The 24,071-nt window shown below is 73.3% G+C and carries 18 protein-coding genes; 9 read left to right on the top strand and 9 right to left on the bottom strand.

What is annotated here, in order from left to right:
• Positions 1-61 precede the first annotated feature (61 nt).
• A complete protein-coding gene (locus HDA43_RS11030) occupies positions 62-958 on the bottom strand; it encodes an SIS domain-containing protein (protein WP_179819619.1) in 897 nt (298 codons plus the stop codon).
• A gap of 100 nt (positions 959-1,058) precedes the next feature.
• Between HDA43_RS11030 and HDA43_RS11025 the strand changes: the two genes are divergently transcribed.
• On the top strand, positions 1,059-1,829 hold the full coding sequence (locus HDA43_RS11025) for a DeoR/GlpR family DNA-binding transcription regulator (protein WP_179819618.1): 771 nt from the start codon (positions 1,059-1,061) through the stop codon (positions 1,827-1,829).
• Between the two features lie 238 nt (positions 1,830-2,067).
• A complete protein-coding gene (locus HDA43_RS11020) occupies positions 2,068-3,804 on the top strand; it encodes a glycerol-3-phosphate dehydrogenase/oxidase (protein WP_179819617.1) in 1,737 nt (578 codons plus the stop codon).
• Between the two features lie 231 nt (positions 3,805-4,035).
• Here HDA43_RS11020 and HDA43_RS11015 read toward each other — a convergent pair whose 3' ends face one another.
• The 3 genes from HDA43_RS11015 to HDA43_RS11005 form a co-directional block, all read right to left on the bottom strand.
• The gene (locus tag HDA43_RS11015; RefSeq protein WP_179819616.1) at positions 4,036-5,097 is read right to left on the bottom strand and encodes a COG1361 family protein; all 1,062 of its coding nucleotides are present in this window, start codon (positions 5,095-5,097) and stop codon (positions 4,036-4,038) included.
• 23 nt (positions 5,098-5,120) lie between these two features.
• The gene (locus tag HDA43_RS11010; protein ID WP_179819615.1) at positions 5,121-5,654 is read right to left on the bottom strand and encodes a hypothetical protein; all 534 of its coding nucleotides are present in this window, start codon (positions 5,652-5,654) and stop codon (positions 5,121-5,123) included.
• A gap of 473 nt (positions 5,655-6,127) precedes the next feature.
• On the bottom strand, positions 6,128-8,413 hold the full coding sequence (locus HDA43_RS11005) for a beta-propeller domain-containing protein (protein WP_179819614.1): 2,286 nt from the start codon (positions 8,411-8,413) through the stop codon (positions 6,128-6,130).
• A 162-nt stretch (positions 8,414-8,575) separates the two neighbouring features.
• On the opposite strand from HDA43_RS11005, the gene HDA43_RS11000 reads away from it, so the two are divergent.
• The 3 genes from HDA43_RS11000 (at position 8,576) to HDA43_RS10990 (ending at position 13,392) form a co-directional block, all read left to right on the top strand.
• A complete protein-coding gene (locus HDA43_RS11000; protein ID WP_179819613.1) occupies positions 8,576-10,141 on the top strand; it encodes a succinic semialdehyde dehydrogenase in 1,566 nt (521 codons plus the stop codon).
• Positions 10,142-10,222: 81 nt separating this feature from the next.
• Positions 10,223-11,932, top strand: coding sequence for a GMC oxidoreductase (locus HDA43_RS10995; RefSeq protein WP_179819612.1), 1,710 nt, complete (start codon positions 10,223-10,225; stop codon positions 11,930-11,932).
• Positions 11,933-12,003: 71 nt separating this feature from the next.
• The gene (locus HDA43_RS10990; RefSeq protein WP_179819611.1) at positions 12,004-13,392 is read left to right on the top strand and encodes a pyridoxal phosphate-dependent decarboxylase family protein; all 1,389 of its coding nucleotides are present in this window, start codon (positions 12,004-12,006) and stop codon (positions 13,390-13,392) included.
• A 122-nt stretch (positions 13,393-13,514) separates the two neighbouring features.
• On the opposite strand, the gene HDA43_RS10985 is transcribed toward HDA43_RS10990, so the two are convergent.
• The gene (locus tag HDA43_RS10985; RefSeq protein ID WP_179819610.1) at positions 13,515-13,988 is read right to left on the bottom strand and encodes a hypothetical protein; all 474 of its coding nucleotides are present in this window, start codon (positions 13,986-13,988) and stop codon (positions 13,515-13,517) included.
• A 92-nt stretch (positions 13,989-14,080) separates the two neighbouring features.
• Positions 14,081-14,830 (bottom strand): N-acetyltransferase, encoded by a 750-nt coding sequence (locus HDA43_RS10980; RefSeq protein WP_179819609.1) that lies wholly within the window; start codon positions 14,828-14,830, stop codon positions 14,081-14,083.
• Positions 14,831-14,990: 160 nt separating this feature from the next.
• Here HDA43_RS10980 and HDA43_RS10975 point away from each other — a divergent pair, with 160 nt between their 5' ends.
• Both HDA43_RS10975 and guaA read left to right on the top strand, forming a co-directional pair.
• Positions 14,991-16,520 (top strand): DUF885 family protein, encoded by a 1,530-nt coding sequence (locus tag HDA43_RS10975; protein ID WP_179819608.1) that lies wholly within the window; start codon positions 14,991-14,993, stop codon positions 16,518-16,520.
• Positions 16,521-16,728: 208 nt separating this feature from the next.
• The gene (guaA, locus tag HDA43_RS10970) at positions 16,729-18,300 is read left to right on the top strand and encodes a glutamine-hydrolyzing GMP synthase (protein ID WP_179819607.1); all 1,572 of its coding nucleotides are present in this window, start codon (positions 16,729-16,731) and stop codon (positions 18,298-18,300) included.
• Between the two features lie 61 nt (positions 18,301-18,361).
• Here the strand turns inward: guaA and HDA43_RS10965 are convergent, their stop codons facing one another.
• On the bottom strand, positions 18,362-18,727 hold the full coding sequence (locus tag HDA43_RS10965; protein WP_179819606.1) for a nuclear transport factor 2 family protein: 366 nt from the start codon (positions 18,725-18,727) through the stop codon (positions 18,362-18,364).
• A gap of 195 nt (positions 18,728-18,922) precedes the next feature.
• Between HDA43_RS10965 and HDA43_RS10960 the strand changes: the two genes are divergently transcribed.
• Positions 18,923-20,197 (top strand): acyltransferase family protein, encoded by a 1,275-nt coding sequence (locus HDA43_RS10960; RefSeq protein ID WP_312873182.1) that lies wholly within the window; start codon positions 18,923-18,925, stop codon positions 20,195-20,197.
• Here HDA43_RS10960 and HDA43_RS10955 read toward each other — a convergent pair.
• A complete protein-coding gene (locus HDA43_RS10955; RefSeq protein WP_179819604.1) occupies positions 20,101-20,985 on the bottom strand; it encodes a polysaccharide deacetylase family protein in 885 nt (294 codons plus the stop codon). The genes HDA43_RS10960 and HDA43_RS10955 overlap by 97 nt on opposite strands.
• Before the next feature lie 299 nt (positions 20,986-21,284).
• Here HDA43_RS10955 and HDA43_RS35910 point away from each other — a divergent pair, with 299 nt between their 5' ends.
• The gene (locus HDA43_RS35910; protein ID WP_179819603.1) at positions 21,285-22,829 is read left to right on the top strand and encodes a hypothetical protein; all 1,545 of its coding nucleotides are present in this window, start codon (positions 21,285-21,287) and stop codon (positions 22,827-22,829) included.
• 67 nt (positions 22,830-22,896) lie between these two features.
• On the opposite strand, the gene HDA43_RS10945 is transcribed toward HDA43_RS35910, so the two are convergent.
• Positions 22,897-24,039 (bottom strand): glycosyltransferase, encoded by a 1,143-nt coding sequence (locus tag HDA43_RS10945; RefSeq protein ID WP_218911679.1) that lies wholly within the window; start codon positions 24,037-24,039, stop codon positions 22,897-22,899.
• Positions 24,040-24,071 lie beyond the last annotated feature (32 nt).

Raw genomic sequence — 24,071 nt, 5'->3', positions numbered from 1 at the left:
AGGTACGGCGGGAGCCGTCACGATGCGCACCGCCATGGGGTTCCTCCCCGCCCCTTCTGCGTCAGCCGGGGAGAATGACGGAGCGGGTCAGGTGCATCGGCCGGTCGGGGTCGAGACCGGCGGCGCGGGCCCGCGCCACTGCCACCCGCTGCACCCTGACGAGCTCGGCCATGGGGTCGAGGCCGCTCTCCACGAACGACCCGCCGGTGGCCTCCACCTCGCCGCGCAGGCCGTCGGGGGCCTCGCCGAGCATCCAGGTGACCCGGCCGGGCCCGGCGATGCTGATCGGCCCGTGCCGGTACTCCATAGCGGGGTAGGACTCGGTCCACGCCCGGCACGCCTCACGCATCTTCAGCGCGGCCTCCAGGGCCAGGCCGTACGTCCAGCCGCGGCCCAGGAACGTGAACTGCTCGGCGGAGATCAGCTCGTCGGGCAGCGGTTCGGAGAGCACCCGCTCGGCGTCGGCGATCGCGCCGGAGACGTCCTCGCCGAGGTGGGCGCGGAGCAGGGCGAGCTGGGTGGTGGCGAAGCGGGTCTGCACGACCGACTCCTCGTCGGCGAAGTCCAGCACCACGACCTCGTCGGCCAGCGTCATGATCGGGGTCGAGGGGTCGGCGGTGATCGCCGTCGTCGGCGTGCCGGTGGGCCGCAGCCGCTCCAGCAGCTCCAGCACCTCGGTGGTGGTGCCCGAGCGGGTCAGGGCGAGCACCCGGTCGTAGGAGCGCCCGGCCGGGGCCTCGGAGGCGGCGAAGGCGTCGGTCTCGCCGTGCCCGGCCCGCTCGCGCAGGGCCGCGTACGCCTGGGCGATGAACCAGGAGGTGCCGCAGCCGACGACGGCCACCCGCTCGCCCCGGCGCGGGAGCGCGCCCGCGGGCACCTCGGCGACGCGACGCCAGCAGTCCGGCTGGGATGCGATCTCGGCTTCGGTGCGAGTGGTTCCGGCGGTCCCGTCAGTCACGGCTTGCCTCCCGATGGTTCGTTTATGAGTGATTTATAGCAGAAATGAGCAAGTTCGCGCACAGGTGAGTTTCCTGCCGGGCTGTGTCAGGCTGGGCACCGTGAGCCGCTATGAGCGCTGGAACGCGATCCTCGAACTGCTCTCGCAGGAGGGGCGCCTGTCGGTGGAGCGGGCCGCCGAGGCGCTCGCCGTCTCCACGGCCACCGTCCGCCGCGACTTCGACCAGCTCGCCCAGCAGCAGATGCTCATGCGCACGCGCGGCGGCGCGGTCGCGCAGAGCGTCAGCTACGACCTGCCGCTGCGCTACAAGACGGCCCGCCGCACCGGGGAGAAGCAGCGGATCGCGCGGGCCGCGGCCGAACTGGTGAAACCCGGCGCGGTCGTCGGCGTGAACGGCGGCACGACCACCTCGGAGGTCGCCCGGGAGCTGGCCCTGCGCGCCGATCCGGAGACCGGCTTCACCCTCGTCACGAACGCCCTGAACATCGCCGCGGAGCTGACCGTGCGGCGGCACGTGAAGATCGTCGTGACCGGAGGGGTGGCGAGGCCGCAGTCGTACGAGCTGATCGGCCCGCTGGCGTCCGGGGTGCTGGAGCGGGTGTCCCTCGACATCGCGTTCCTCGGCGTGGACGCGATCGACCCCGAGGCGGGCGCGTCGGCCCGCCACGAGGGCGAGGCCGAGGTCAACAACCTGCTGATCGGCCGGGCGGCCCGGGTCGTCGTGGTGGCCGACGCCTCCAAGGTCGGCCGCCGGGCCTTCGCCCGGATCTGCCCGATCGGCGCCGTCGACGTCCTCGTCACCGACGAGAGCCTGCCCGGTGAGGCCGCGGCGCGGTTCGCGGAGGCGGGCGTGGAGGTGATCCGCGCCTGACCGCACCCGGCCCGCGCCAGGTCCGCCGGTGCGGCGGCGCCGTACGGCGGACGGACGGGGCCCGTGGGCGCGAGGTCCGGGACGCGACGGCGGATGCCGGTCCGCGCCGTACGGCCGGCGGGGCAGGCGAATGTGGCGCTGATCTCACCGCCGGGTGCTACTCCCCGGTAGTGTCGTTCGGCCTTGTGGGGTAAATACCTCGCGCAAGGTGACATTCCAACCCCCAGGGGGATGCAGCATGACGGTGCGAACGGGCACGGCACGCCTCGGTCCCGAAGAGCGGGGCACCGCGCTGGCGCAGATGGCCGCCCGGGAACTCGACGTGGTGGTGATCGGCGGCGGGGTCGTCGGCGCCGGCGTCGCTCTCGACGCGGTCACCCGCGGGCTGAGCGTCGGCCTGCTGGAAGCCCGCGACTTCGCCTCCGGAACCTCCTCCAGATCCTCCAAACTGATCCACGGCGGCCTGCGCTACCTCGAACAACTCAACTTCGACCTGGTCAGGGAGGCGCTGCAGGAGCGGGCCCTGCTGCTGCAGCGGATCGCCCCGCACCTGGTCCGCCCGGTGCCGTTCCTCTTCCCCCTCACGCACACCGGCTGGGAGCGCCCGTACGTCGGGGCCGGCCTGGCGCTGTACGACTCGCTGGGTTTCTCCTTCGGGTTCACCCGGGGCGTGCCCGGCCACCGCCACCTGTCGCGCAGGAGGGCGCTGCGGCTCGCGCCCGCGCTGCGCAGGTCGGCGTTCACCGGCGCGGTGCAGTACTGGGACGCGCAGGTGGACGACGCCCGCTACGTGATGACCATGCTGCGGACCGCCGCCACCTACGGCGCGCACGTCGCCTCCCGGACGCAGGTGGTCGGCTTCCTGCGCGAGGGCGAGCGGGTCACCGGGGTCCGGGTGCGCGACCTGGAGGCCGGGACCGAACTGGACGTGCGGGCCCGGCAGGTGGTCAACGCCACCGGCGTGTGGACCGACGACATCCAGGAGCTGGTGGGCGGGCGAGGGCAGATCCACGTCCGCGCCTCCAAGGGCGTCCACCTGCTCGTGCCGCGCGACCGGATCCACTCCCTCACCGGGATCATCCTGCGCACCGAGAAGTCGGTGCTCTTCGTCATCCCCTGGGGGCGGCACTGGATCATCGGAACCACCGACACCCGCTGGGACCTGGACCGGGCGCACCCGGCGGCCTCCCGGGCGGACATCGACTACGTGCTGGAGCACGTCAACGCCGTGCTGTCGGTGCCGCTGACCCGCGACGACGTCGAGGGCGTCTACGCCGGGCTGCGGCCGCTGCTGTCGGGGGAGTCGGAGGAGACCTCCAAGCTCTCCCGCGAGCATGTGGTGGCCCACCCGGTGCCGGGGCTGGTCATGGTGGCCGGCGGCAAGTACACGACCTACCGGGTCATGGCCAGGGACGCGGTGGACGCCGTGGCCCACGGGCTCGACCAGCGGGTCCCGCGCTCCTGCACGGACCGGATCCCGCTGGCCGGAGCCGAGGGCTACCAGGCGCTGTGGAACGCGCGGCAGCGGCTGGCCGCCTCCTCCGGGCTGCACGTGGCGCGGATCGAGCATCTGCTCCAGCGGTACGGTTCCATGATCGGAGAGGTTCTCACGCTGATCGAGGAGGACCCGGCGCTGGCGCGGCCGCTGGCCGGCGCCGACGACTACCTCCGGGCGGAGATCGTCTACGCCGCCACCCACGAGGGCGCCCGCCACCTGGACGACGTGCTGGCCCGGCGGACGCACATCTCGATCGAGACCTTCCACCGCGGGCTGGCCGTCGCGCAGGAGGCCGCCGAGCTGATCGCCGGCCCGCTGGGCTGGGGCGAGGAGCAGGTCCGGCGCGAGGTGGAGTACTACACCAAGCGGGTCGAGGCCGAGCGCCTGTCCCAGGAGCAGGACACCGACCAGGAGGCCGACGCGGTCCGCCTCGGCGCACCCGACGTGGTGCCCGCCGTGGTGCCGAGGAGCGCGTGACCCGGTACGCCGGTCACCGGGTCATGAGGTGCCCCGGATCTTCCGGACAGGTCCCCGGCCACCGTCGAGGACGTACCGGAAGATCCGGTTCCGGCCCGGTGGCTTCCGCCCCGGGTGATCCAGGTGACGACGCCGGGCGCGTCGAAGGCGCTGTCGAGGCCGGTTCCGGAGGACGCGCCGCTGGACCCCCGGGTGCGGACGACGGCGGTGGCCCCGTGGTCAGGCAGGTGCTCACGGGGCCGCGTCGTGGCGGGCGCGGCGTCGTCCGCGGATGAGCAGGAACGAAGCCGCCGCCAGCGCGGGCAGGACGATGCCGGCGGTGACGATCGCCGCCACGAGGAAGCCGCCGTCGTCCATGGTGGCGGCGGCCATCCTGGCGGCTCCCGCGACGGGGAAGTGGATGTCGGCTTCGGCGGTGTGCCGGACCAGTCCGCTTTCGAGGTGGAAGCGGACGTGCCAGGGGCCGTCGGGGACGCGTTCGGTGAGGGGCGCGGTGACGGGGCCGGCGTCGCCGGGGGCGAGCGTGGTTCCCGTCCGGACCTGGTAGGGGCCCGCGGTCAGGCCGCCGTTGGTGAGCGTCACCTCGCCGGTCAGGTCGAGCGCGCGTCCTCCGGTGTTGCGCACCTGGGCCGAGACGATCTGCTGCCCGTCCGGCGCCCGCTGGGCGGTCAGCGTGTCGATGGTGAAGTCCGCGGCCGGTGGGTTGTCGCCGCCGACGGACAGGTAGACCCGGACGCCGACGCGGTTGACCTGCCGCAGCCCTCCTCCCGGCGGCGGGTCCTTGGCCACCTCGGCCCAGATCATCGCGTAGCGCTCCCCCGGGGCGGCGCCTTTCGGCACGTCGACGGTCGCGGTGACCATCGAACGGGCGCCCGGCGCGAGCAGGATCTCGTGCCGGTTCGTGCTGATCCAGGTGGACAGGTCGTTGGGGGTGCGGCCGGGGGCGAAGCGGAAGGCCCGGTCGCGGATCTCGGCCGCCGCCGGGTAGAGCGAGACGACCCAGGGGGAGCCGGTGGTGTTGGACACCTCGACGCGGCGGTGGATGACCGTCCCGGGTTTCAGATGGTCGACGATGTAGCGGCGGGCCCGCGAGTCGGCGCGCGCCTGGAGCGGCGCGTCGACCAGGCGGATCCCGATGCCGTTTTCGCGGGTGTGATCGACGGTGGCCGCCGCCGCGGCACCGGGGTGGAGCGTGGCGGTGGCCGAGGCGATCGCCCCGGCGTGGAGTGTGGCGGTGGCCGAGGCGATGGCCCCGGCCACCAGCAGTCCGCGGAGGAGGTCGTGGATGCGCACAGGCTGTCGCCGTTTCGGGAGGGTCAGCCGACCGAGTGGGTGACGGTGCCGGTGTAGGTGCCGGCGACCCTTCCGTCCGGGATGGTGATGGTGAGCGTCGGGTTCCAGGTGGCGCTGTTGTCACCGACGAGGTCGGTTCCGGTGAAGGCGACGCGCGGCACGTTGATGATGCCGCCGGGGCCGGGGGTGAAGGTGCCCGTCCCGGTGGTGGCCGTGGCGGCGCCCGGCGTGTAGGTGACGTTGATGTTGGGGACCGTCTCGGGCGGGGTGGCCGCGCCGGTGGTGAAGTCGGTGCTGATGGCGGTGGCGGTCCAGGAGCCGTTCAGGACGCCGCGCTTGTCGGTCACCGTGACGGGGCCCATCGGTCCGGAGATGCTGGTGGCGTCGGAGGCCACCGAGCCCAGGTCGACCGAGTCCGGCGCGTTGATCGTGAGGTCGCCGCTGTCGATGGTGAACGTGACGATGGTGTCGTCGGACGCGGCCGTGGCCGGTGGGGCGGTGACGGTCGCGAGGCCGAGGCCGGCGACCACGGCGGCCATGGTGAATTTTTTGCGCATCGTTGCTCCGGTTGCCAAGCATGGATGTGATAGGCGTGGCGAAGCGGACAGGCTGGTCTATTGAGTGATTCAAGGGACCTGTCGCTACACCTCGCATTAGAAGGTAACTGTATGTAGTCAAATGGTGATCGAGGGCGCGACCATGGTTCTTCCAATGGGGGTCCTGGAATGCGGCTTCACCCTTTGCCGGGTCGGTCCGCACGGGCCGGTCCGGCAAAGGGTGTGACGCGCCGGGTCAGCGGGAGGACGCCTGGAACTCGGCGGCGCGGAGCCGGCCCCTGGCGGTGTGCCACCGGTTCGTCCACGGGTGGACGTGTCTGTGGTCCGGCGTGGTCACGTTGCTCCGGGTGCCGACGCCCGCGACGACAGGGCGACCGGCCCCGGAGACCCGCCGAGCCCGGCCAACTGAGCCCGGCCAACCGAGTGTGGCCCGCCGAGCGTGGCCCGGCGGGCCCGGCCCGGCGGGCCACCGGTCAGTCGAACGGTATCCAGCCCCGGTCGGCGAGGCCGTTCAGGGCGCTGACCTTCAGGCCCAGGTCGGAGACCGTCCACAGGTCGTCGCCGATCACGACCGAGCGGCGGATGCCGGGGTCGTAGGCGAAGCGGGCGTCGCCGCGGCCCCCGGGGCGGGGGTGCGTGACGGTGCCGGTCCGGGTGACCGAGGAGTCGTCGATCCGCAGGACCAGGGCGCCGCCCGTGGGCCGCTCACCGCTCCAGGAGTTCAGCGGGACGACGGCGGCGCCGGTGGCGGGCCAGTAGAGGAAGGCGTGCGGGTCCCACTCCGCCTCGGAGCCGGAGTCCTTGGCGAACATCCGCGACAGCAGGCGCGGGGCGGCGGGGTCGGAGACGTCGAACAGCGACACCTGGGTGCCGAGCGTACGGCCCCGCTCGCTCGCCTCCTGCCCGATGCCGATCAGCCGTCCGTCGCCCGCCGGGTGCAGGTAGGCGGAGTAGCCGGTGATCTTCAGCTCACCGGTCGCCCGGGGAGCCTTCGGGTCACGCAGATCCAGCGTGTAGAGCGGGTCCACCTGCCGGAACGTCACCACGTAGCCGACCGGGCCGATGAAGCGGACCGAGTAGATCCGCTCACCCCGGCCCAGCCCGCCGACCTCGCCCACCTTTCCCAGGGTCCGGGCGTCCAGCACGTACACGGCGCTGGAGGAGTCACTCTCCCCGGCCGCCGGGCCCGAGAGGTCCGCGGAGGTGGTGGCGACCCGCAGGTGCCCCTCGAACTCCGACAGGGAGTACTGGTTGAGCAGCCGGCCCGGGACCTTGCCGGAGGCGACGTAGCGCGGAGCCCCGGGCGCGCCGATGTCGAACCGGTGGATCTCGGTCTCCTCGGGCGGCAGGACCGGGGTCGCCTCGGGAGCCGCCGTCCCGGGCGCGGTCTCGGCCGTGGCCGTGGGCGGTACGGGGGCGGGTTCGGAGGGGGTCGGCTCGTCCCGGGCCGGCGGCTCGGACGGCGTCGGCTCGGCGGTGACGGCCGGCGGCTCGGACGGCGTCGGCTCGTCACGGGGCGCCTGCGCGGTGTTCGCGGGCGTCGCCGTCCCCGGGTCCGGAACCGCGGGCTTCCCCGGTGTCGTGGACTCCACCGGGGGAACGGGTGCCGCCGGAGTCGCGGGTGTGGCCGACGGCGCGTCCTCCACGGGCGGCTCGACCGGCCGGGGCCACAGCATGCGCGGGTTGCTGGTCACGTACAGGCTGGAGGCGGTGCCGTACACCGTGTCGCCGTCGGCCGCCACGCTGATCGGGTCCGGCGCGGCGATCCCCTTCGCGCCCGCGGCCAGATCGACGCTGTAGACGGTCAGCATCGACGTGCCGGTGTACTCGTCCGGGTGGCTGACCCGCTCGCAGCCGACCGTGCCCTTGGTGGTGCGCCCCGCGGCGTCCGTCGTCTCGAACGCCGGCAGCCACGCCCCGGCCGGGGCCTTGGTCACGACGTCGCGGTTGTGCCGGATCCGCTCGGCGTCCGTCAGGTCGGGGCCGGGGTCGGGGAAGGCGATCTCCGGCTGGCTGCGGACCACGATCCGCACCGTCGAGCCGGTCATCCTGGCGTCCAGGTGCGACCCGGACGCGGTGAGCGTGCCGGTCACCGTGGGCTTGCCCGCCAGGTCCACGAGCACGTACCGCGGCCCGGAACTCGGCGCCCGCTTGGCGATCGCGCCGAAGGGGATGCCTCCGCCTCCGGAGAACAGCACCAGCGCCCGGTCGCCGCTGACCAGCAGGTCGGCCGGGGCCCAATTCTGGTCGCCGTCCACCAGCTTCAGCGTGCCGGTGACCTTCCTGGTGGCGGCGTCCACCACCCGCAGCACGCCCCGGTTGACGACGATCACCCGCTTGCCGTCGGTCTTGACCAGGTCGGGCTCGTCCGCCCCGGCCTCGTGGACGTTGGTGGTCGAGTGCTCGGGGGCGGCGGTCTTGGCGCGGGGCGCGGCGGTGTCCGCGCGCGCCTCCATGTACATGATCTGCGGCGGCCCCAGGCCCCACGGGCCGACGTTCCGCGCCGCGGCCGCCCGCAGCCCCGCCAGCATGTCGTCGCAGCCGTCGTAGGAGACCAGCCTGATCCTGCCCAGGTCGACCGGCGCCGTACGGCTCGCGCCCGGCCCCGCCTGCTCGCACCCCGAGGCGAGCAGGACCACGGCGAGGGCCGCGGCGAAGGTGGAGGTGAGGGTGGTGCGGGTGGGGGTGAGGGCGGCGCGGGACGCCGGGCGGGAGGCCGCGCGGGATACGGCGCCGGCCGTACCTGTGGATGTCCTCATGCCCCTATGACGGGCCCGGATCGCGCCCGGTTCATGGGAGGGCCCGGATCGCACCCGATGGGGTGGGGAGCGGGCCGCGGCGGGTCCGGGTCGCGTCCCGTCCGGAGGCGGGAGGTGTACCGACCGGTAGCCAGGGCGGCCGCTCCCGAATATTCTTCGAGCATGGCTGTCACCCTTGGCGCTACCAGGACCCTCGACCCGACCATGGTCGAACGTGTCGCCCGGCAGGTGGTCTCGTCCGGCAAGACCCAGGAGATCATCGCGCCGTTCACCGGCGAGGTCCTCGCCGAGCTGCCCATCTCCACCGCCGACGACGTCCGCGCCGCCCACGCCCGAGCCCGCGAGGCCCGCGCCGCCTGGGCCGCGCTGCCCGCCGCCGAGCGGATCCGGCCCTTCCTGCGGCTGCACGACGCCATCCTCGACCGGCGCGAGGAGATCCTCGACGTCGTGCAGTGGGAGACCGGCAAGGCGCGCAGGCACGCCTTCGAGGAGGTCCTCGACGTCGCGGGCTGCACGCTGTACTACGCGCGCCGGGCCCCCGGCCTGCTGGAGACCCGCCGCCGCGCGGGCATCTTCCCCGTCGCGACGAGGACCTTCGAGGCGCGCCGGCCCAAGGGGACCGTGGCGCTGATCTCGCCGTGGAACTACCCCCTCTCGCTCGGCGTCACCGACGTCGTCCCGGCGCTGCTCGCGGGCAACACCGTGGTGCACAAGCCCGACACCCAGACCGCGCTGTCCACGCTGTGGACGATCGACCTGCTGGTCTCCCTCGGCATGCCCCGGGACATCTGGCAGGTCGTCCTCGGCGAGCCCGCCGAGATCGGCGACCCGCTGCTCGACGGCGCCGATTACGTCGCCTTCACCGGCTCCACCCGGGGCGGCCGGAAGATCGCCGAGGCGGCGGCCCGGCGGCTGATCGGCTGCTCGCTGGAGCTCGGCGGCAAGAACCCGATGCTCGTGCTCGACGACGCCGACCTCGACGTCGCCGCCCAGGGCGCGGTCCGCGCCTGCTTCACCAACGCCGGGCAGCTGTGCATCTCCGTCGAGCGGCTCTACGTCCACGACGCCGTGTACGACGCCTTCACGGAGCGGTTCGTCCGCCAGACGAAGAACATGCGCCTGGGCGCGGGGCTCGACTGGAGCGTCCAGATGGGCTCCCTCACCTCCCGCCGCCAGCTCGACGCGGTCACCGCCCACGTGGACGACGCCGTGGCCAAGGGCGCGGTCGTCCTGGCCGGCGGGAAGGCCCGGCCCGACCTCGGTCCGCTGTTCTACGAGCCGACGATCCTGGCGGACGTGGACGAGACCATGAGCCTGTGCCGCGAGGAGACCTTCGGCCCGGTCGTGTCGCTCTACCGCTTCACCGGCGAGGACGAGGCGGTCGAGCGGGCCAACGACACCGCATACGGCCTCAACGCCTCCGTCTGGACGCGCGACGTCGCCCGTGGCCGCGCGCTGGCCGCCCGCATCAAGGCCGGCACGGTCAACATCAACGAGGGGTACGGCGCGGCCTACGCCTCCTACGACGCGCCCATGGGCGGCATGAAGTCCTCCGGCCTCGGTCGCCGCCACGGCGCCGAGGGCCTGCTGAAGTACACCGAGGCGCAGACCGTCTCCAGCCAGGCGACCTGGATGGGCTTCGAACCGATCCTCGGCATGACGTACGACAGGTACGCCGACACCCTGGCCGGGCTGCTCAAGGCCATGAAGCGGCTGCACCTGAAGTAGGAGGGCGGGCCGCGCGCGGAAGGGGCGGCCCGGTCCGACACGCCGGGCGTCCCCCCGTCACGCCCCGAAGGGAATCGCGGAATGTTCAACTACGACGTGCTCGTCGTCGGCTCCGGGTTCGGCGGCGGCGTCGCGGCGCTCCGGCTGACCGAGAAGGGCTACCGGGTCGGGGTGCTGGAGGCCGGGCGGCGGTTCGACGAGGACACGCTGCCGAAGACGTCCTGGCGGGTCCGCGACTTCCTGTGGGCGCCGGCGCTCGGCATGAAGGGCATCCAGCGCATCCACGTGCTGCGCGGCGAGAAGGGCACCGGCGTGATGGTCCTGGCGGGCGCCGGGGTCGGCGGCGGCTCGCTCGTCTACGCCAACACCCTCTACGAGCCCCTCGACCCGTTCTTCCGCGACCCCCAGTGGGCGTCGATCACCGACTGGAAGGCCGAGCTCGCCCCCTACTACGACCAGGCCCGGCGGATGCTGGGGGTGACGGTCAACCCGACCGTCACCCGCGCCGACGAGATCGTCAGGAAGGTCGCCGACCGGATGGGCGTGGGCCACACCTTCCACCCGGCGCCGGTCGGGGTCTTCTTCGGCCGGCCCGGCGTGGAGGTGGACGACCCCTACTTCGGCGGGGCCGGACCGCGCCGCCGGGGCTGCACCGAGTGCGGCGAGTGCATGACCGGCTGCCGGCACGGCGCCAAGAACATGCTGACCAAGAACTACCTCCACCTGGCCGAGAAAGCCGGTGCGAGGATCCACCCGGAGACCACGGTCACCTCGGTCCGCCCGCTGACCGGCGGCGGCTACCGGGTCGAGGTCGCCCGGACCGGGGCGCCGTGGCGGCGCCGCACCCTCACGGCCGGGCAGGTGGTCTTCGCGGCCGGGACGTACGGCACGCAGCGGCTGCTGCACCACCTCAAGGCGTCCGGCGCGCTGCCCCGCCTGTCGGACCGGCTGGGCGCGCTGACCAGGACCAACTCCGAGGCGCTGCTCGGGTTCGAACGGCCGGCGGGCAGCCCGGGGGAGAAGCTCAACCGCGGGGTGGCGATCACCTCCTCCATCCACCCCGACGAGCACACGCACATCGAGCCGGTCCGCTACGGCGACGGCTCCAACGCGATGGGCCTGCTGCGCTCCCTGCTGATCGACGGCGACACCGGCGACGGGGGGACGCCGCGCTGGCGGAAGTTCCTCGGCGAGGCGCTGCGCCGGCCCCACCTGCTGCCGAGGCTGTTCGACCACCGCCGCTGGTCCGAACGCACGATCATCGCCCTCGTCATGCAGGCCAAGGACAACTCGATCACGCTGTCCGTCCGCCGGGGCGTGTTCGGCCGGCGGCTGCGCTCCGGGCGCGGCCACGGCGAGCCCAACCCGACCTGGCTGCCGGCCGGGCACGAGTTCGCCCGCCGGGCCGCCGAGGAGATCGGCGGCATGCCCGGCGGCTCCTGGCTGGACCTGTTCGACATCCCCGCCACCGCGCACTTCCTGGGCGGCTGCGTCATCGGCGCCGACGCGGGCAGCGGCGTGATCGACGCCTACCACCGCGTCCACGGATACGACGGCCTCCACGTCGTGGACGGCTCCGCCATCTCGGCCAACCCGGGCGTCAACCCCTCGCTGACCATCACCGCCCAGGCCGAGCGGGCCATGGCCCTGTGGCCCAACCGGGGGGAGACCGACCCCCGGCCCGCGCCGGGCTCGCCGTATGCGCGGATCGCGCCGGTCGCGCCGCGCGACCCGGTCGTCCCCGAGGCCGCCCCCGGCGCGCTGCGCCTGCCGATCGTCGCCGTCACCTGACGGCCCGCGATTCACCCCGGGAAAGCCCGCCGTAATTGGCCATCACGGACCGCTTGACCCAGTATTCCGGTGTGACGTGGGATGTGGAGGAGTTCGTGCGGGCCGCCGCGGCGACCGTCGAGGAGCTGGCCGCGCACGTGGACGAGAGCCGGCGGGGCCTGACACCGGTCCTGGGCCGCCGCCCGCCGTACGAGCTGGCCGAACGGCTCGGCCTGGCACGCTGGATCCGCGAGGGCGGGATGACGCCGGAGAGCCACGCGGAGTTCCTGGCGGCCTACCTCGCGGAGGGGAGCCGGCCGCACCACCCCGCCTCCCTCGGCCACCAGATCGCCGCCCCCGACTTCCCCGCCGCGCTCGCCGACCTCGTGCACGGCGTGACCAACAACCCGATGGCGGTCTACGAGATGGGCGCGGCGGCGGCGACCGTCGAGTTCGAGGTCGTGCGCTGGATGCTCGGCAAGGCCGGCTTCGGGGAGACCGGCGGCGGGGTGCTCACCCACGGCGGGTCGCTGGCCAACCTCACCGCGCTGCTGGCCGCCCGCGCCGCCGCAGCGCCGGACGCCTGGGCCGAGGGGACGCCCGGAGACCTCGCGCTGCTCGTCCCCGAGGCGTCCCACTACTCGCTGGCCCGCGCCGCCGCGATCCTCGGACTGGGGGAGCGGGCCGTCCTCCCGCTGGACGCCGACCCGCTCGGCCGGATCGACGTCGCCCGCCTGCCCGCGGCCCTGGACCGGGTACGGCGGGCGGGCCGGCGGCCGATGGCCCTGGTGGCGAACGCCTGCGCGACGGGCACCGGCCTCTACGACGACCTGCGCGGCGTCGGCGGGTTCTGCGCGGCCAACGGGATCTGGTTCCACGTGGACGGCGCCCACGGCGCGTCGGCCCTGCTGTCGGAGGGACACCGGCACCTGCTCGACGGGATCGAACTGGCCGACTCGCTGATCTGGGACGCGCACAAGATGCTGCGCACGTCCGGCCTGGCCGCGGCCGTGCTGACCCGGCGCCGGGACGACCTGGACGCGGCGTTCCGGCAGCGGGCGAGCTACCTGTTCTACGGCGCCCAGGACTTCGACTCGGCCGGCCGGACGGTGGAGTGCGCCAAGGCCGCACTGGGCCTGAAGATCTTCCTCAACCTCGCCTGGCGGGGCGAGCGGGGCCTCGGCGAGTACGTCGCGGGCCGGTACGCCGCCGCCCGCCGCCTGTGGGAGCTGGGCCGGGAGCGGCCCGGGTTCGTCTTCCCGTACGAACCGCAGAGCAACATCGTCTGCTTCCGGTACGGCACGGGCGACCAGGCGGCGATCCGCGAGCGCCTGATGGCGGACGGATCCTTCCACCTGACCTCGGCCGAGATCGGCGGAGTCCGTCACCTGCGGGTCACGGTCATGTCCCCCTCCACGGACGACAAGACCCTGGAGGCGCTTCTCGACCGGATCGCCGGGACGGGGGATCGGACGGCCTGACGCACCGTGAACCGCGAACGGCCGTCGCCGTAAGGGTCAGTCCGTGGCCTCGGCGTTGGCGAATCGGATGTCGTACTCACCGCCGACCGGTGGAGGCGCGGCGCGATCACCCCGCTTCGGGCTCACCCGCTCACCTCTGGCGCGGTGGCCGGGCCGAGGTCGCCGTCGGGTTCGCGGGTGAGGATGGAGAGCGGGGCCGGATCCGCGTATATCTCGGCGCTGTGCCTCCACCGGGCCAGCAGGAGCGCTATCGGGGTGAGATCCTTCAGAGCCGCCGCTCCACGCGCCGTGTCCACCAGTTCGGTGAGCATCGCATCCACATCCTCCGGGGGCAGAAACGTGCTCCAGGGCAGTGCCTCGGGCAGAACCTGACGCAGCGCCGCGGTGTTCTCGGTACGCACCAGCCCGGCGAGCAGGCGGGAGGTGAAGTCGACGACCGCGGTGTCCCGCTCCAACTGGTCCACACGCATCAGAGCGAGGTCTCCCGCGTCGCGCCGCCGCAGCCGCAACGCCCGGACGGTGTCCAGCCTTTGAGCGGTCGCGGCGGGATGGTGGAGCAGCTCGCTGAAGGGCAGTTCCTCGTAGGCCGGAGTCATACATCCACAGGAGCTCGGATGTTCGACCCTTCACGGCGTTCGGCGGTCAAATCTTTTCTGGTCCGCCGTACCGGGAGAACAAGAACGCCTGATCAGGCCGGGGCGGTGAGGCGGTGGCGGACCCAGACGTTGGGCTCGACGTAGACGGCGTGGTCCTGATCGACGTCGCAGTGGACCGGAGCGAGGGCGCCGGGCACCTCGACCGGACCGCTGACGTCGAAGGGCAGGCCGGTCCACTCGCGCCACTCGGCGAGCGTGCCGGGCACCGTCATCGAGCGCGGCGCGACCTTGACGATCGTGCCGCCCGCGCGCACGTGGACCCGGAGCCACGGGTCGGCCGGCAGGCCGTCGGGACGGGTGCGGGCGGCGTACTCCGCCATCGGGGTGCGCGGCTCCAGGTGCTTGGCGTTGGGCCGTACCGGGGCCAGCAGCTCGCCGAACCCGAGGCGGGCGGCGTTGTCGCGCAGGGCGGCCAGCATCACCGGTGACAGGCCGGTCCCCAGACGGTCGGGACGGACGGTGATCTCCAGGGCGGACACCGTTCCGGGCTCGCCGCCGGTCAGCCGGGTGTGCCAGGCCCGCAGTATCGCGGTGTCCCACCCGCCGTCCGGCAGCTCGTCACGGGTCCAGGTGAACGGCACGCTCATCGCCTTGGCCACGAGCCGCCCCGGCTCGTCGTCATCGTCGGCGACCAGCACGAACTCGGCGTACTCCTCGACGACCTCGTAGAACAGCGACGCCATCGGATCGTGGAACATGAACTCCGGCCAGGAGCTGGGCATGTCCGACAGCGCGTCGCGAAGGTGGGGGCGCTCGGCCAGCGTGGTGATGTGGAGGGGCACCGGCGTATCCTCCCACCGCCGCCCCGCGCCGCTCGACCGGTTTTCCGCGGGCCGCGCGCCGCACGCCCGCTTCCCGGCGGGTCGCCGACGCCGGCGGGCGTCCGCGCGGCTCCCGGTTCGGGGCTCGGCGTGGAAGGTCGTCTGGGATAGCTTCGCCTACATGAGTGAACTCGACTCCCGCCTGCGTGCGGTGTGCGACATGGCCGTGGCCGAGTCCCGGGAGGCGGCCGGGCGGCACGAGTACGACGGGGTGGTGCAGGACCTCTCCCCCGAGGGGGTGCGCGCGGGGCTGGCCGCGCTGGGGAAGGGGGCGCCGCCGGACGACCCGCACGACGCCGCGCACCTGGAGATCTTCGAGGCGGCCACCCGGGCCGCGTTCGGCGAGCTGGAGCTGCACCGGCGCAACCCGCTCGCACACCTGAACAACCTCGACCTGGCCTGCTACGACCGGGAGTACGCCCCGGAGGCGGAGCGGACCGCGGCCAGGCTCGCCCACCTCGCCCGCTGGCCCGAGGCGGTGGAGGGCGCGATCGCCTCGCTCGACCGGCTCAGCGCGCCGGTCGCCGGCGCGCTGCTGGGGGCGGTGCGCGGCCTGGCGGCCGGGGTGCCGGAGGACGCGGACGAGCCCGTGCGGGAGGCGGCGCTCAAGGCCCACGCCCGGCTGGTGGAGCACGTGGAGGAGGCGTCCCGCTCCGGCGACCCCGACGCCTCGCTCGGCGCCGAGGGGCTGGCCCTGCTGATGGGCTCGGGTGACGGCCTGCCGGTGGACCTCGGCGCCCTCGCCGCGCGGGCCGACGCCGAGCGCGACCGGCTCATGGAGCGCCTCACCGAGTCGTGCGCGAAGCTGGACGCGGCGGGTCGCCCCCCGCTGGAGACGGCGCGCGAGCTGATCCGCGACCACCCCGGCATCGACGGCGTGATGGACGCCGCGCGGACCGGAGCCGAACGGGCGATCGCCTTCACCCGGGAGAAGGACCTGGTGCCCTACCACGACGGCGAGTGCCTGGTCGGCCTGGCGCCCGAGTCGCGCCGCTGGGCCATGGCGATGATGTGCTGGGCCGCGTCCGGCGAGCCCGACGGCCCCTCGTGGTACTACATCACCCCGCCGGAGCCCACCTGGCCGGAGCGCGACATCGAGGAGTGGCTGGAGGTCTTCAGCGCGACCACGCTGCCCGCGATCAACGTGCACGAGGTCGCGCCGGGGCACTTCTCCCACGGCCGGGCCCTGCGTCACGCGCCCTCCGACGTGCGCCGGACGCTCATGTCGCTGGCGTTCGCCGAGGGCTGGGCGCACTACGCCGAGGAGCTGTGCGTCGAGGAGGGCTTCGCGCCCGACGACCCCCGCTTCGAGATCGGCGTGTGGCTGGAGGCGCTGATCCGGGTGACCCGGCTGGCCTGCGCGATCGGCGTGCACACCGGCTCGATGACGGTCGAGGAGGGCGCCCGCCGCTTCGAGGCCGACACCCACATCAGCGGTCCGGCGGCGATGTCGGAGGCGGCGCGGGCCACCTTCGACCCGACCTACGGCCGCTACACCTGGGGCAAGCTGGAGATCCTCGACCTGCGCGAGCGGGCGCGGGCGGCCTGGGGCGCGGAGTTCTCGCTCAAGCGCTTCCACACCGCCATGCTCGACCTCGGCTCCCCGCCGCTGGGCCTGCTGCCGAACATCCTGTCAACGACCCAGGGGTGAAGTCCTGGGCTTGCGCCTCCCGCGCCTGCCTGGCCGGCAGGCGCGGCGAGCCCGCAGTGGGCTCGCCCCGTTCTTCCTCCCGGATTCCGTACGGCTTCGCGGACCCGGCACGGCCCCCGTGCTCCGTACGGCTTTTCCGGGCCCCGAAGCCCCTTTTCGGGCTCGGCGCAGGTGTACCGACGAGCGCCGATAGACTGAAGACACCGCTGTGGTTTCTTTGGGGGTCTTGGTGTCTGATTTCGACACGGTCCTGGTCGTCGACTTCGGCGCGCAGTACGCGCAGCTGATCGCGCGACGGGTGCGTGAATGCCACGTCTACTCCGAGATCGTCCCGAGCACGATGCCGGTCGAGGAGATGCTGGCCAAGAAGCCCAAGGCCGTCATCCTGTCCGGCGGCCCCTCGTCGGTCTACGCCGAGAACGCCCCCGCCGTCCCCGCGGGCCTGTTCGAGACCGGGGTGCCGACCTTCGGCATCTGCTACGGCTTCCAGGCCATGGCCCAGCAGCTCGGCGGCACGGTGGCCCGCACCGGTCTGGCCGAGTACGGCGGCACCCCGCTGGAGGTGCGGCAGGAGGGCGTGCTGTTCGCCGGGCTGCCCGTCGCGCAGGCCGTGTGGATGTCCCACGGCGACAGCGTCTCCGCGGCCCCCGAGGGGTTCGTCGTCACCGCCGCCACCGCGCAGACGCCGGTCGCCGCCTTCGAGAGCCCCGAGCGGGGCCTGTACGGCGTGCAGTTCCACCCCGAGGTGCTCCACTCCGAGCACGGCCAGGCGGTGCTGCAGCGCTTCCTCGACGCGGCCGGCTGCCGCCCCTCCTGGACGATGCTCAACATCGTCGAGGACGCCGTCGAGGCGGTCCGCGCCCAGATCGGCCCGGAGGGCCGGGCCATCTGCGGCCTGTCCGGCGGGGTCGACTCCGCGGTGGCCGCAGCCATGGTGCAGCGGGCCATCGGTGACCGCCTGACCTGCGTCTTCGTCGACCACGGCCTGCTGCGCAAGGGCGAGGCCGAGCAGGTCGAGCGCGACTTCGTCGAGGCGACCGGGGTCAAGCTGCGCGTGGTCGACGCCCAGGAGCGCTTCCTGAAGGCGCTCGACGGGGTCACCGACCCCGAGGAGAAGCGGAAGATCATCGGCCGGGAGTTCATCCGGGTGTTCGAGGACGAGCAGCGCGCCATCCTCGCCGACGGCCCGGTCGACTTCCTGGTGCAGGGCACCCTCTACCCCGATGTGGTCGAGTCCGGCGGCGGCACCGGCACCGCCAACATCAAGTCCCACCACAACGTCGGCGGCCTCCCCGAGGACCTCCGGTTCACGCTGGTGGAGCCGCTGCGCACGCTGTTCAAGGACGAGGTCCGCCGGGCGGGCGAGGAGCTGGGGCTGCCCCCGGCGATGGTCTGGCGCCAGCCGTTCCCCGGGCCGGGGCTCGGCATCCGGATCGTCGGCGCGGTCACCCGCGAGCGCCTGGAGATCCTCCGCGAGGCGGACGCCATCGCCCGCGAGGAGCTCTCCCGCGCCGGGCTCGACCGGGAGATCTGGCAGTGCCCGGTGGTCCTGCTGGCCGACGTCCGCTCGGTGGGCGTCCAGGGCGACGGCCGCACCTACGGTCACCCGATCGTGCTGCGCCCGGTCTCCAGTGAGGACGCCATGACCGCCGACTGGTCCCGCGTCCCGTACGACGTGCTCGCCCGGATCTCCACGCGGATCACCAACGAGGTCCGCGAGGTCAACCGCGTCGTCCTCGACGTGACGAGCAAGCCGCCGGGCACCATCGAGTGGGAGTAGGCGAATACGGCGCGGCCCCGCGGAAGAACGGTCTTCCGCGGGGCCGCGCCGTATTCGCCGCCTAGAGGGCGGGGACCCGGTCGAGGAAGCCGTGGACCTCCCGGATCCGGCCGTCCTCGGTCAGGACCGCGACGTCGAAGCCGATCACGATGGCCTCGCCGCCCTCGGGGCCGAGGTGCCAGGTGAAGCGGGCCACGTCGTGGTGGGCGTCGACGTCGCCGGCGAGGGTGAAGACCATGCCGGGGAACTGCCCCTGGACGGCGGTGATGACGGCGTCGATCGCGTCGCGGCCGGTGACGTCGGCGAGCGGGTCCACGTAGCGGGCCTCCTCGGCCCAGATGGTGTCGATCTCCGCGCGGCGCTCGGCGGCGTCGGTCATGTTCCAGGTGGCCAGGTAGCGCTCGACCAGCTTGGCGACGTCGTTCATCTCGTTCTCCTTCGTGTTTCCCGCGGTTGTCCTCGCAGGTCACAAAGTTACGGAGAACGGCGGATCGCGGAATCCGTCATGCACCGGTACTTGCCGGGACCGCTATCCGTCTGCCCGCCGGGTCGCCTCCGGCCGCACTTGGGAATTGTGGGCTTTTATCCTTTTTCTGACCGGCAAGCCGGTAAGTTGGGACGGGTGTCAACGAGCGCCGCCCTTCCCCCGCCCCCGCGACCGACCTCCGGGGCCCGGCTCGCGTGGCTGGACGCGCTGCGCGGCCTGGCCGCCGTCGCGGTTCTGCTGGAGCACCTGCTGTCGTGGTTCATGCCCGCCCTGCGACCCTACTGGTTCAACCTCGGCATGTACGGCGTACTGGTCTTCTTCCTGGTCAGCGGCTACATCATCCCGGTGTCGCTGGAGGGCCGGGGTGACGTCCGGGCGTTCTGGATCGGCAGGGGGTTCCGGCTCTACCCGGTCTACCTGCTGGTCGCGGCGATCGTCCTGGTGATGGCGGTGTGGCTGCCGGTCCGCGAGCAGGTGCCGCGCGACCTGGCGGGCGTGCTCGGGCACGCCACGATGCTGCTGGACGTGCTCCACATGGGCGGCCTGGCCGACACCATGTGGACGCTCTCCTACGAGATGGTCTTCTACCTCCTGGTCACCGCGCTGTTCACCGGCGGCCTGCACCGCCGGAGCGGGACCCTGGCGGTGGGGTTCGGCGCCGTGGCGGTGGCGGCCGGGCTGGTGTTCTCCGCGCCGCTGCTGAAGGGCTCCTGGCCCGCCTACGTGGCCGGCGCGGTGTTCGCCGTGGGGATGTTCTGCCTGATCAGCGGCAAGTTCCGGGTCACCGCCGCCTGGGTGCTCGGCGTGACGGCCGTGCTGCTGACGGTCTTCAGCAGCTTCGTGCCCTGGCTGGGCGCGGCGATCCTGGCCGTGATGTTCACCGGGACCGCGATCCGCCGCTGGGAGCAGGGCTCCGGCCGGCTCTGGCCGGTGGCCGCGGCCACCGTACTGGTGGCGCTGGCCCCGGTGTGGTCGCCGCAGGCGGGCTGGTGGTGGGTCCAGCCCGGCGTGTGGTTCACCACGATCGCGCTCGCGGGGGCGACGTTCGCGGGCGCGATGGCCCTGCGCGAACGTCGCCTTCCCCGCTCGCTGGTCAGGCTGGGCCTGATCAGCTATTCGCTCTACCTCTTGCACCACCCCCTGCTGAAGGCCGTCTCGGCCGTCGCCGGGGACGTCCGGGCCATGCGGCCGGCGGTGCAGGTGGCGGTGTCGGTGGCGACCATCGCCGCGGCGGTGGTGCTGAGCCTGCTCACCTACCGCTACGTGGAGGTGCCCATGCAGCGGCTGGGCAGGCGGGTGGCCCGGAGATGGTCTCAGAGGCCGTCTTCGGGCGACTCGGCGTACTCGCCACCGCCGTCGAGCGGCGTGTCGGACGAGAGGTCGTCGTCCTTCTCGCTGCCGACCGGGTAGATGTCACCGGGCTTGAGGTCCTTCACGCCGCGCATGGCGGAGATCCCCACCATGTGGTAGCCCTGCTTCTTCAGCGCCGCGAGCAGCTTGGGCATCACCGTGACGGTCTGCGGGACCCAGTCGTGCATCAGGATGACGCCGTCGCGCTTGGCGTTCTTGAGCACCTCGTCGTAGATGGCCTTCTCGTTCTTGGTGGCCCAGTCGCGGGAGCCGCCGTTCCACAGGACGATCGGGAGTCCCATCTCCTTGGCGATCTCGACCACCCGGTTGTCCAGCTCGCCGTACGGCGGGCGGATCATGGCCGGTGCCTTGCCGGAGGCCTTCTTGACGACCTCGACGGTCTTGTTCAGCTCCTCGCGGATCCGGTCCTCGGACAGCTCGCGCAGGTGCGGGTGGGTGTAGCTGTGGTTGCCGATGTCGTGGCCCTCGGTCACCATCCGCTTGACGAACGCCGGGCGGGACTTCGCGTACTGGCCCTCCAGCATGAAGCTGGCCTTGGCGTCGTACTTCTTGAGGGTGTCGAGCAGCTTGTCGGCGTACTTGCCGGGGCCGTCGTCGAAGGTCAGCGCGATGCACTTGACCTTGGCGCAGTCCACCGGCGCGGGCTTCGGCTTGGCCGAGGGCTTGGGCGAGGGCTTGGCCGTCGGCTTGGGCGAGGGCTTCGGCGTGCTCGCCGGCTTCGCCGTGATGTCGGAACCGCTCCGCGTCGCGCTCCAGGCGACGGCCGGGACGGAGGTCAGGGCCAGCGCACATGACGTGGCCAGCAGCATGCGGACAGGAGACTTCATGAGGGGGCTCCGGGTCAAATTGACGTCGGTTGAATGGGAATCTTATCGAGGCTCCCGATGGCTTCTGGGGCCTATGCGTCACGATGTCCTGTGAAAAGCCCGGTTTTATGTCACTGAATAAGTGTTTTGTGGTGGTTTGATGGTCAGGTGCGCCGGGAGACAACAGGCGGATGAGCCCGTCCCCGTCCAACGGCAAACTTGACAACTCATGCGGTCACGGCCGGGTATAACGGCCCGAACGGACCCCCGGCGTACCCGATGATGGGCACGACCCCCCGCCCCGAGGCGCTGGGAAGACGATGACGATCACTACGGCGGGGCCGCGTCCGGCCGGGGAGAGCGGGCCGGACGGCGGCGGGGACGGCGGGGGCGGCACGCCGGCCCGGGACCGATGGTTCCCGCTCGCCTGCTACGCGACCGGCCAGCTCGTGCTGCTCGGCTGGTGGCTCGCCCTCCACCCCGGGCTGATGAGCCCCGACACCGTCTCCTACGTCCGGCACGTCACCACCGGGCCCTGGACCGCCACCCACTCGGTCGCCTACGACGCCCTGCTCCGGCTGTCCCTGCGGGTCACCGGCGACCTGTCCCCGGTGACCCTCCTGCAGACGACGGCCATGTCCGCCGCGCTGGCCCACCTCGCCGGCGCCCTCGGGCCGTACGGCCCGCGCCGGCGGTGGCTGGTCGCGGCGGTGGGCTGCGCGGCGCTGCTCCCGCCGCTCGGCGCCTTCACCGTGACCATGTGGAAGGACGTGCCGTTCACGATCTGCGTCCTGTTCGCCGCCGGGACGGCCGCCGGGATCGCGGCCCGGCCGCGCGCCGGGACCCGGCACGGGGACGGAACCCCGTCGGGAGCCACGGCCCCGGACGGCGTCCCGGCCCCCGCCCGCCCGCGCCCGCGCGGCCGGGGCTGGGACCCCCGCCTGGCCGCACTGGGCGCCGAGCTCCTCGGGGCGGGCCTGTTCCGCAACAACGGCTTCGTCGTGGCACTGATCGCCGCGGTCCTGCTGGTCCCGCTGCTGCCGGCCGCGCGCCGGTGGACCGCGGCGGTCGCGGCCGTCGCGGTGGCGGTGCCGCCGCTGCTGATGAGCACCGGCTACCCGGCCCTCGGCGTCGCCCCGCCGCCGCGCGTCTTCGCCTACCAGACGGTCTTCGGCGACCTCGCCGTGGCCTACGCCGAGCGCCCCGGACTGTTCGACCGCGGGCAGCGGGAGCTGCTGGCCGGGATCGCCCCGATCGACACCTGGTTGCGCGGGGCGACCTGCCACACCGTGTCCCGCGTCTACTTCGACCCGGACTTCGACGGCCGGGAGGCCGAGCGGCGCGTCTCGGAGGTCATGGACCTCTGGCGGGGCCTGCTGGTCCGCGCGCCGGGCGTGATCCTGGACGCCCGGCTCTGCCGCGCCGCGCTCGCCTGGCAGGTCGGCTCGACCGCCGGCGAGCCCGGCGGGGAGCTCTACCGGTTCTCGTTGCGCGACCCGGTGCTCCCGCCCGGCTGGGAGGGCACCCCGGTCGCCGCGGTCATGCGCGGCCGGCCGCTCTCCGAGGGGCTGCGGGCCGCCGCGCTGTCCGCCCTGGACGCGGCCGGGGCCCACCGCCTCGAATGGCTGCTGTGGCGGGGAGCCCTCTGGTGCTACCTCTGCTACGCGACGGCCGCGCTGGCCCGGCGGCGCACCGGAAGCCGGGCGGTGGCCGCGGTGGCCGCCGTGGTCTGCGCCCAGCAGCTCGGCGTGCTCCTCACCAACACCGCCCAGGACTTCCGGTTCATGGTGACGCCGATCATCATCGGGGTGCTGCTGGTCCCCACGTTCCTGCGGGAGACGCGGGCCCTGCTGTCACCCCGCTGACCTTCGCTGACCCCGCGGGCGGCCCGCGCCCCGATCCCTCCGGTGTACGGCACGGCCCCCGGCCCCCTCAGCGGTCGATCTCGTCGAACAACGCCTCCCACCGGTCCAGGACGCGCGGCAGGAGATACCCCCGCATCCGCTCCCGGCCCCGGGCCCCCATCTTCCGGCGCAGCTCCCCGTCCGACATCAGGCGTTCCAGCGCGGCGGCGAACCCCCGCGCGTCGCCCGGCCCGACCAGGAGGCCGTTGTCCCCGTCGGCCACGAGCGCGCGCACCCCGGCCGAGATGTCGCAGGCCACGGCGGGCAGGCCGCAGGCGGCGCCCTCCGCCAGCACCAGCCCCCAGCTCTCGGCGTCGCTGGTCAGCGTGACGACGGAGGCGCCGAGATACTCGGCCTCGACGTCCGCCACCTGGCCGCGGAAGACGATCCGGTCGCCGAGTCCCGTGGCGCGGGCCTGCTCCTCCAGGGCGGCCCGCACCGGGCCGTCGCCGACGATCCGCAGCTCCCACGGCTCGGCGGCGGACGGGGCCGCGGCGGCGAAGGCGTCGATCAGCAGGTCGATCCGCTTGGGCCTGACCAGCCGCCCCGCCGAGACGATCCGCGGGGCGCGGAGCGGGGCCGGCTCGTCCGGGAAGACGCCGACCGGGTTGGGCATGACCCCGCAGTTGGCGAGCCGGTGGCGGGTGAAGGCCGCGGCGTACTCCTCGCACAGGAAGAGGGCCTTGTCGTAGTGGGCGTAGTGCTTCCTGATCAGCCGCAGGTGCGGGGTGCCGGCCGCGTCCTCGTAGGTCTGGTGGTACTGGCCGATCATGGCGAGATGCGGCATGGGCACGTCGGAGATCCAGTGGGCGGCCCACGGCGAGGCGACGACCATGTAGCCGCCGGTGACCTCCTCGGCCAGCCCGGCCAGCCTCCGCTTGGCGGCGGTCACCTCGTCCGGGGACCGCCGGGGCCTGCCCGCGCGCCGTGGGAACGGCAGCCGGCGGGCGGGCGCCTCCGGGGCGGGCGTGCCGTACAGCGTGACGTGCCGGTAGGCGGGGTCGGCGACGTAGGACTGCGGCTGCCGGGAGGGGTTGATGCTGACCAGCGTCACCTCGTGCCCGCGCTCGGCGAGCCCCTGCGCCAGGGTGTGCAGGACCCGCTGGGAGCCGCCCATGGAGTCCCCGTCGGTGCTGACGAAGAAGACGCGGCGCGGTCGTGCGGTGCTCATCGGGTGGCCTCCGGGAGGCGTGCGGTCCATCG

It is taken from the genome of Streptosporangium sandarakinum, from assembly GCF_013409935.1.
Taxonomy (GTDB): domain Bacteria; phylum Actinomycetota; class Actinomycetes; order Streptosporangiales; family Streptosporangiaceae; genus Streptosporangium; species Streptosporangium nondiastaticum.
This window is presented reverse-complemented; position numbering and strand designations above follow the sequence as displayed.

Bases quoted from the DNA above. Each gene is read 5' to 3' on its own strand.
- HDA43_RS11020 (WP_179819617.1), top strand. From the start codon at position 2,068: ATGACGGTGCGAACGGGCACGGCACGCCTCGGTCCCGAAGAGCGGGGC.
- HDA43_RS11010 (WP_179819615.1), bottom strand. From the start codon at position 5,654: ATGCGCAAAAAATTCACCATGGCCGCCGTGGTCGCCGGCCTCGGCCTC.
- HDA43_RS11005 (WP_179819614.1), bottom strand. From the start codon at position 8,413: ATGAGGACATCCACAGGTACGGCCGGCGCCGTATCCCGCGCGGCCTCC.
- HDA43_RS11000 (WP_179819613.1), top strand. From the start codon at position 8,576: ATGGCTGTCACCCTTGGCGCTACCAGGACCCTCGACCCGACCATGGTC.
- HDA43_RS10995 (WP_179819612.1), top strand. From the start codon at position 10,223: ATGTTCAACTACGACGTGCTCGTCGTCGGCTCCGGGTTCGGCGGCGGC.
- HDA43_RS10985 (WP_179819610.1), bottom strand. From the start codon at position 13,988: ATGACTCCGGCCTACGAGGAACTGCCCTTCAGCGAGCTGCTCCACCAT.
- HDA43_RS10975 (WP_179819608.1), top strand. From the start codon at position 14,991: ATGAGTGAACTCGACTCCCGCCTGCGTGCGGTGTGCGACATGGCCGTG.
- HDA43_RS10965 (WP_179819606.1), bottom strand. From the start codon at position 18,727: ATGAACGACGTCGCCAAGCTGGTCGAGCGCTACCTGGCCACCTGGAAC.
- HDA43_RS10955 (WP_179819604.1), bottom strand. From the start codon at position 20,985: ATGAAGTCTCCTGTCCGCATGCTGCTGGCCACGTCATGTGCGCTGGCC.
- HDA43_RS35910 (WP_179819603.1), top strand. From the start codon at position 21,285: ATGACGATCACTACGGCGGGGCCGCGTCCGGCCGGGGAGAGCGGGCCG.
- HDA43_RS10945 (WP_218911679.1), bottom strand. From the start codon at position 24,039: ATGAGCACCGCACGACCGCGCCGCGTCTTCTTCGTCAGCACCGACGGG.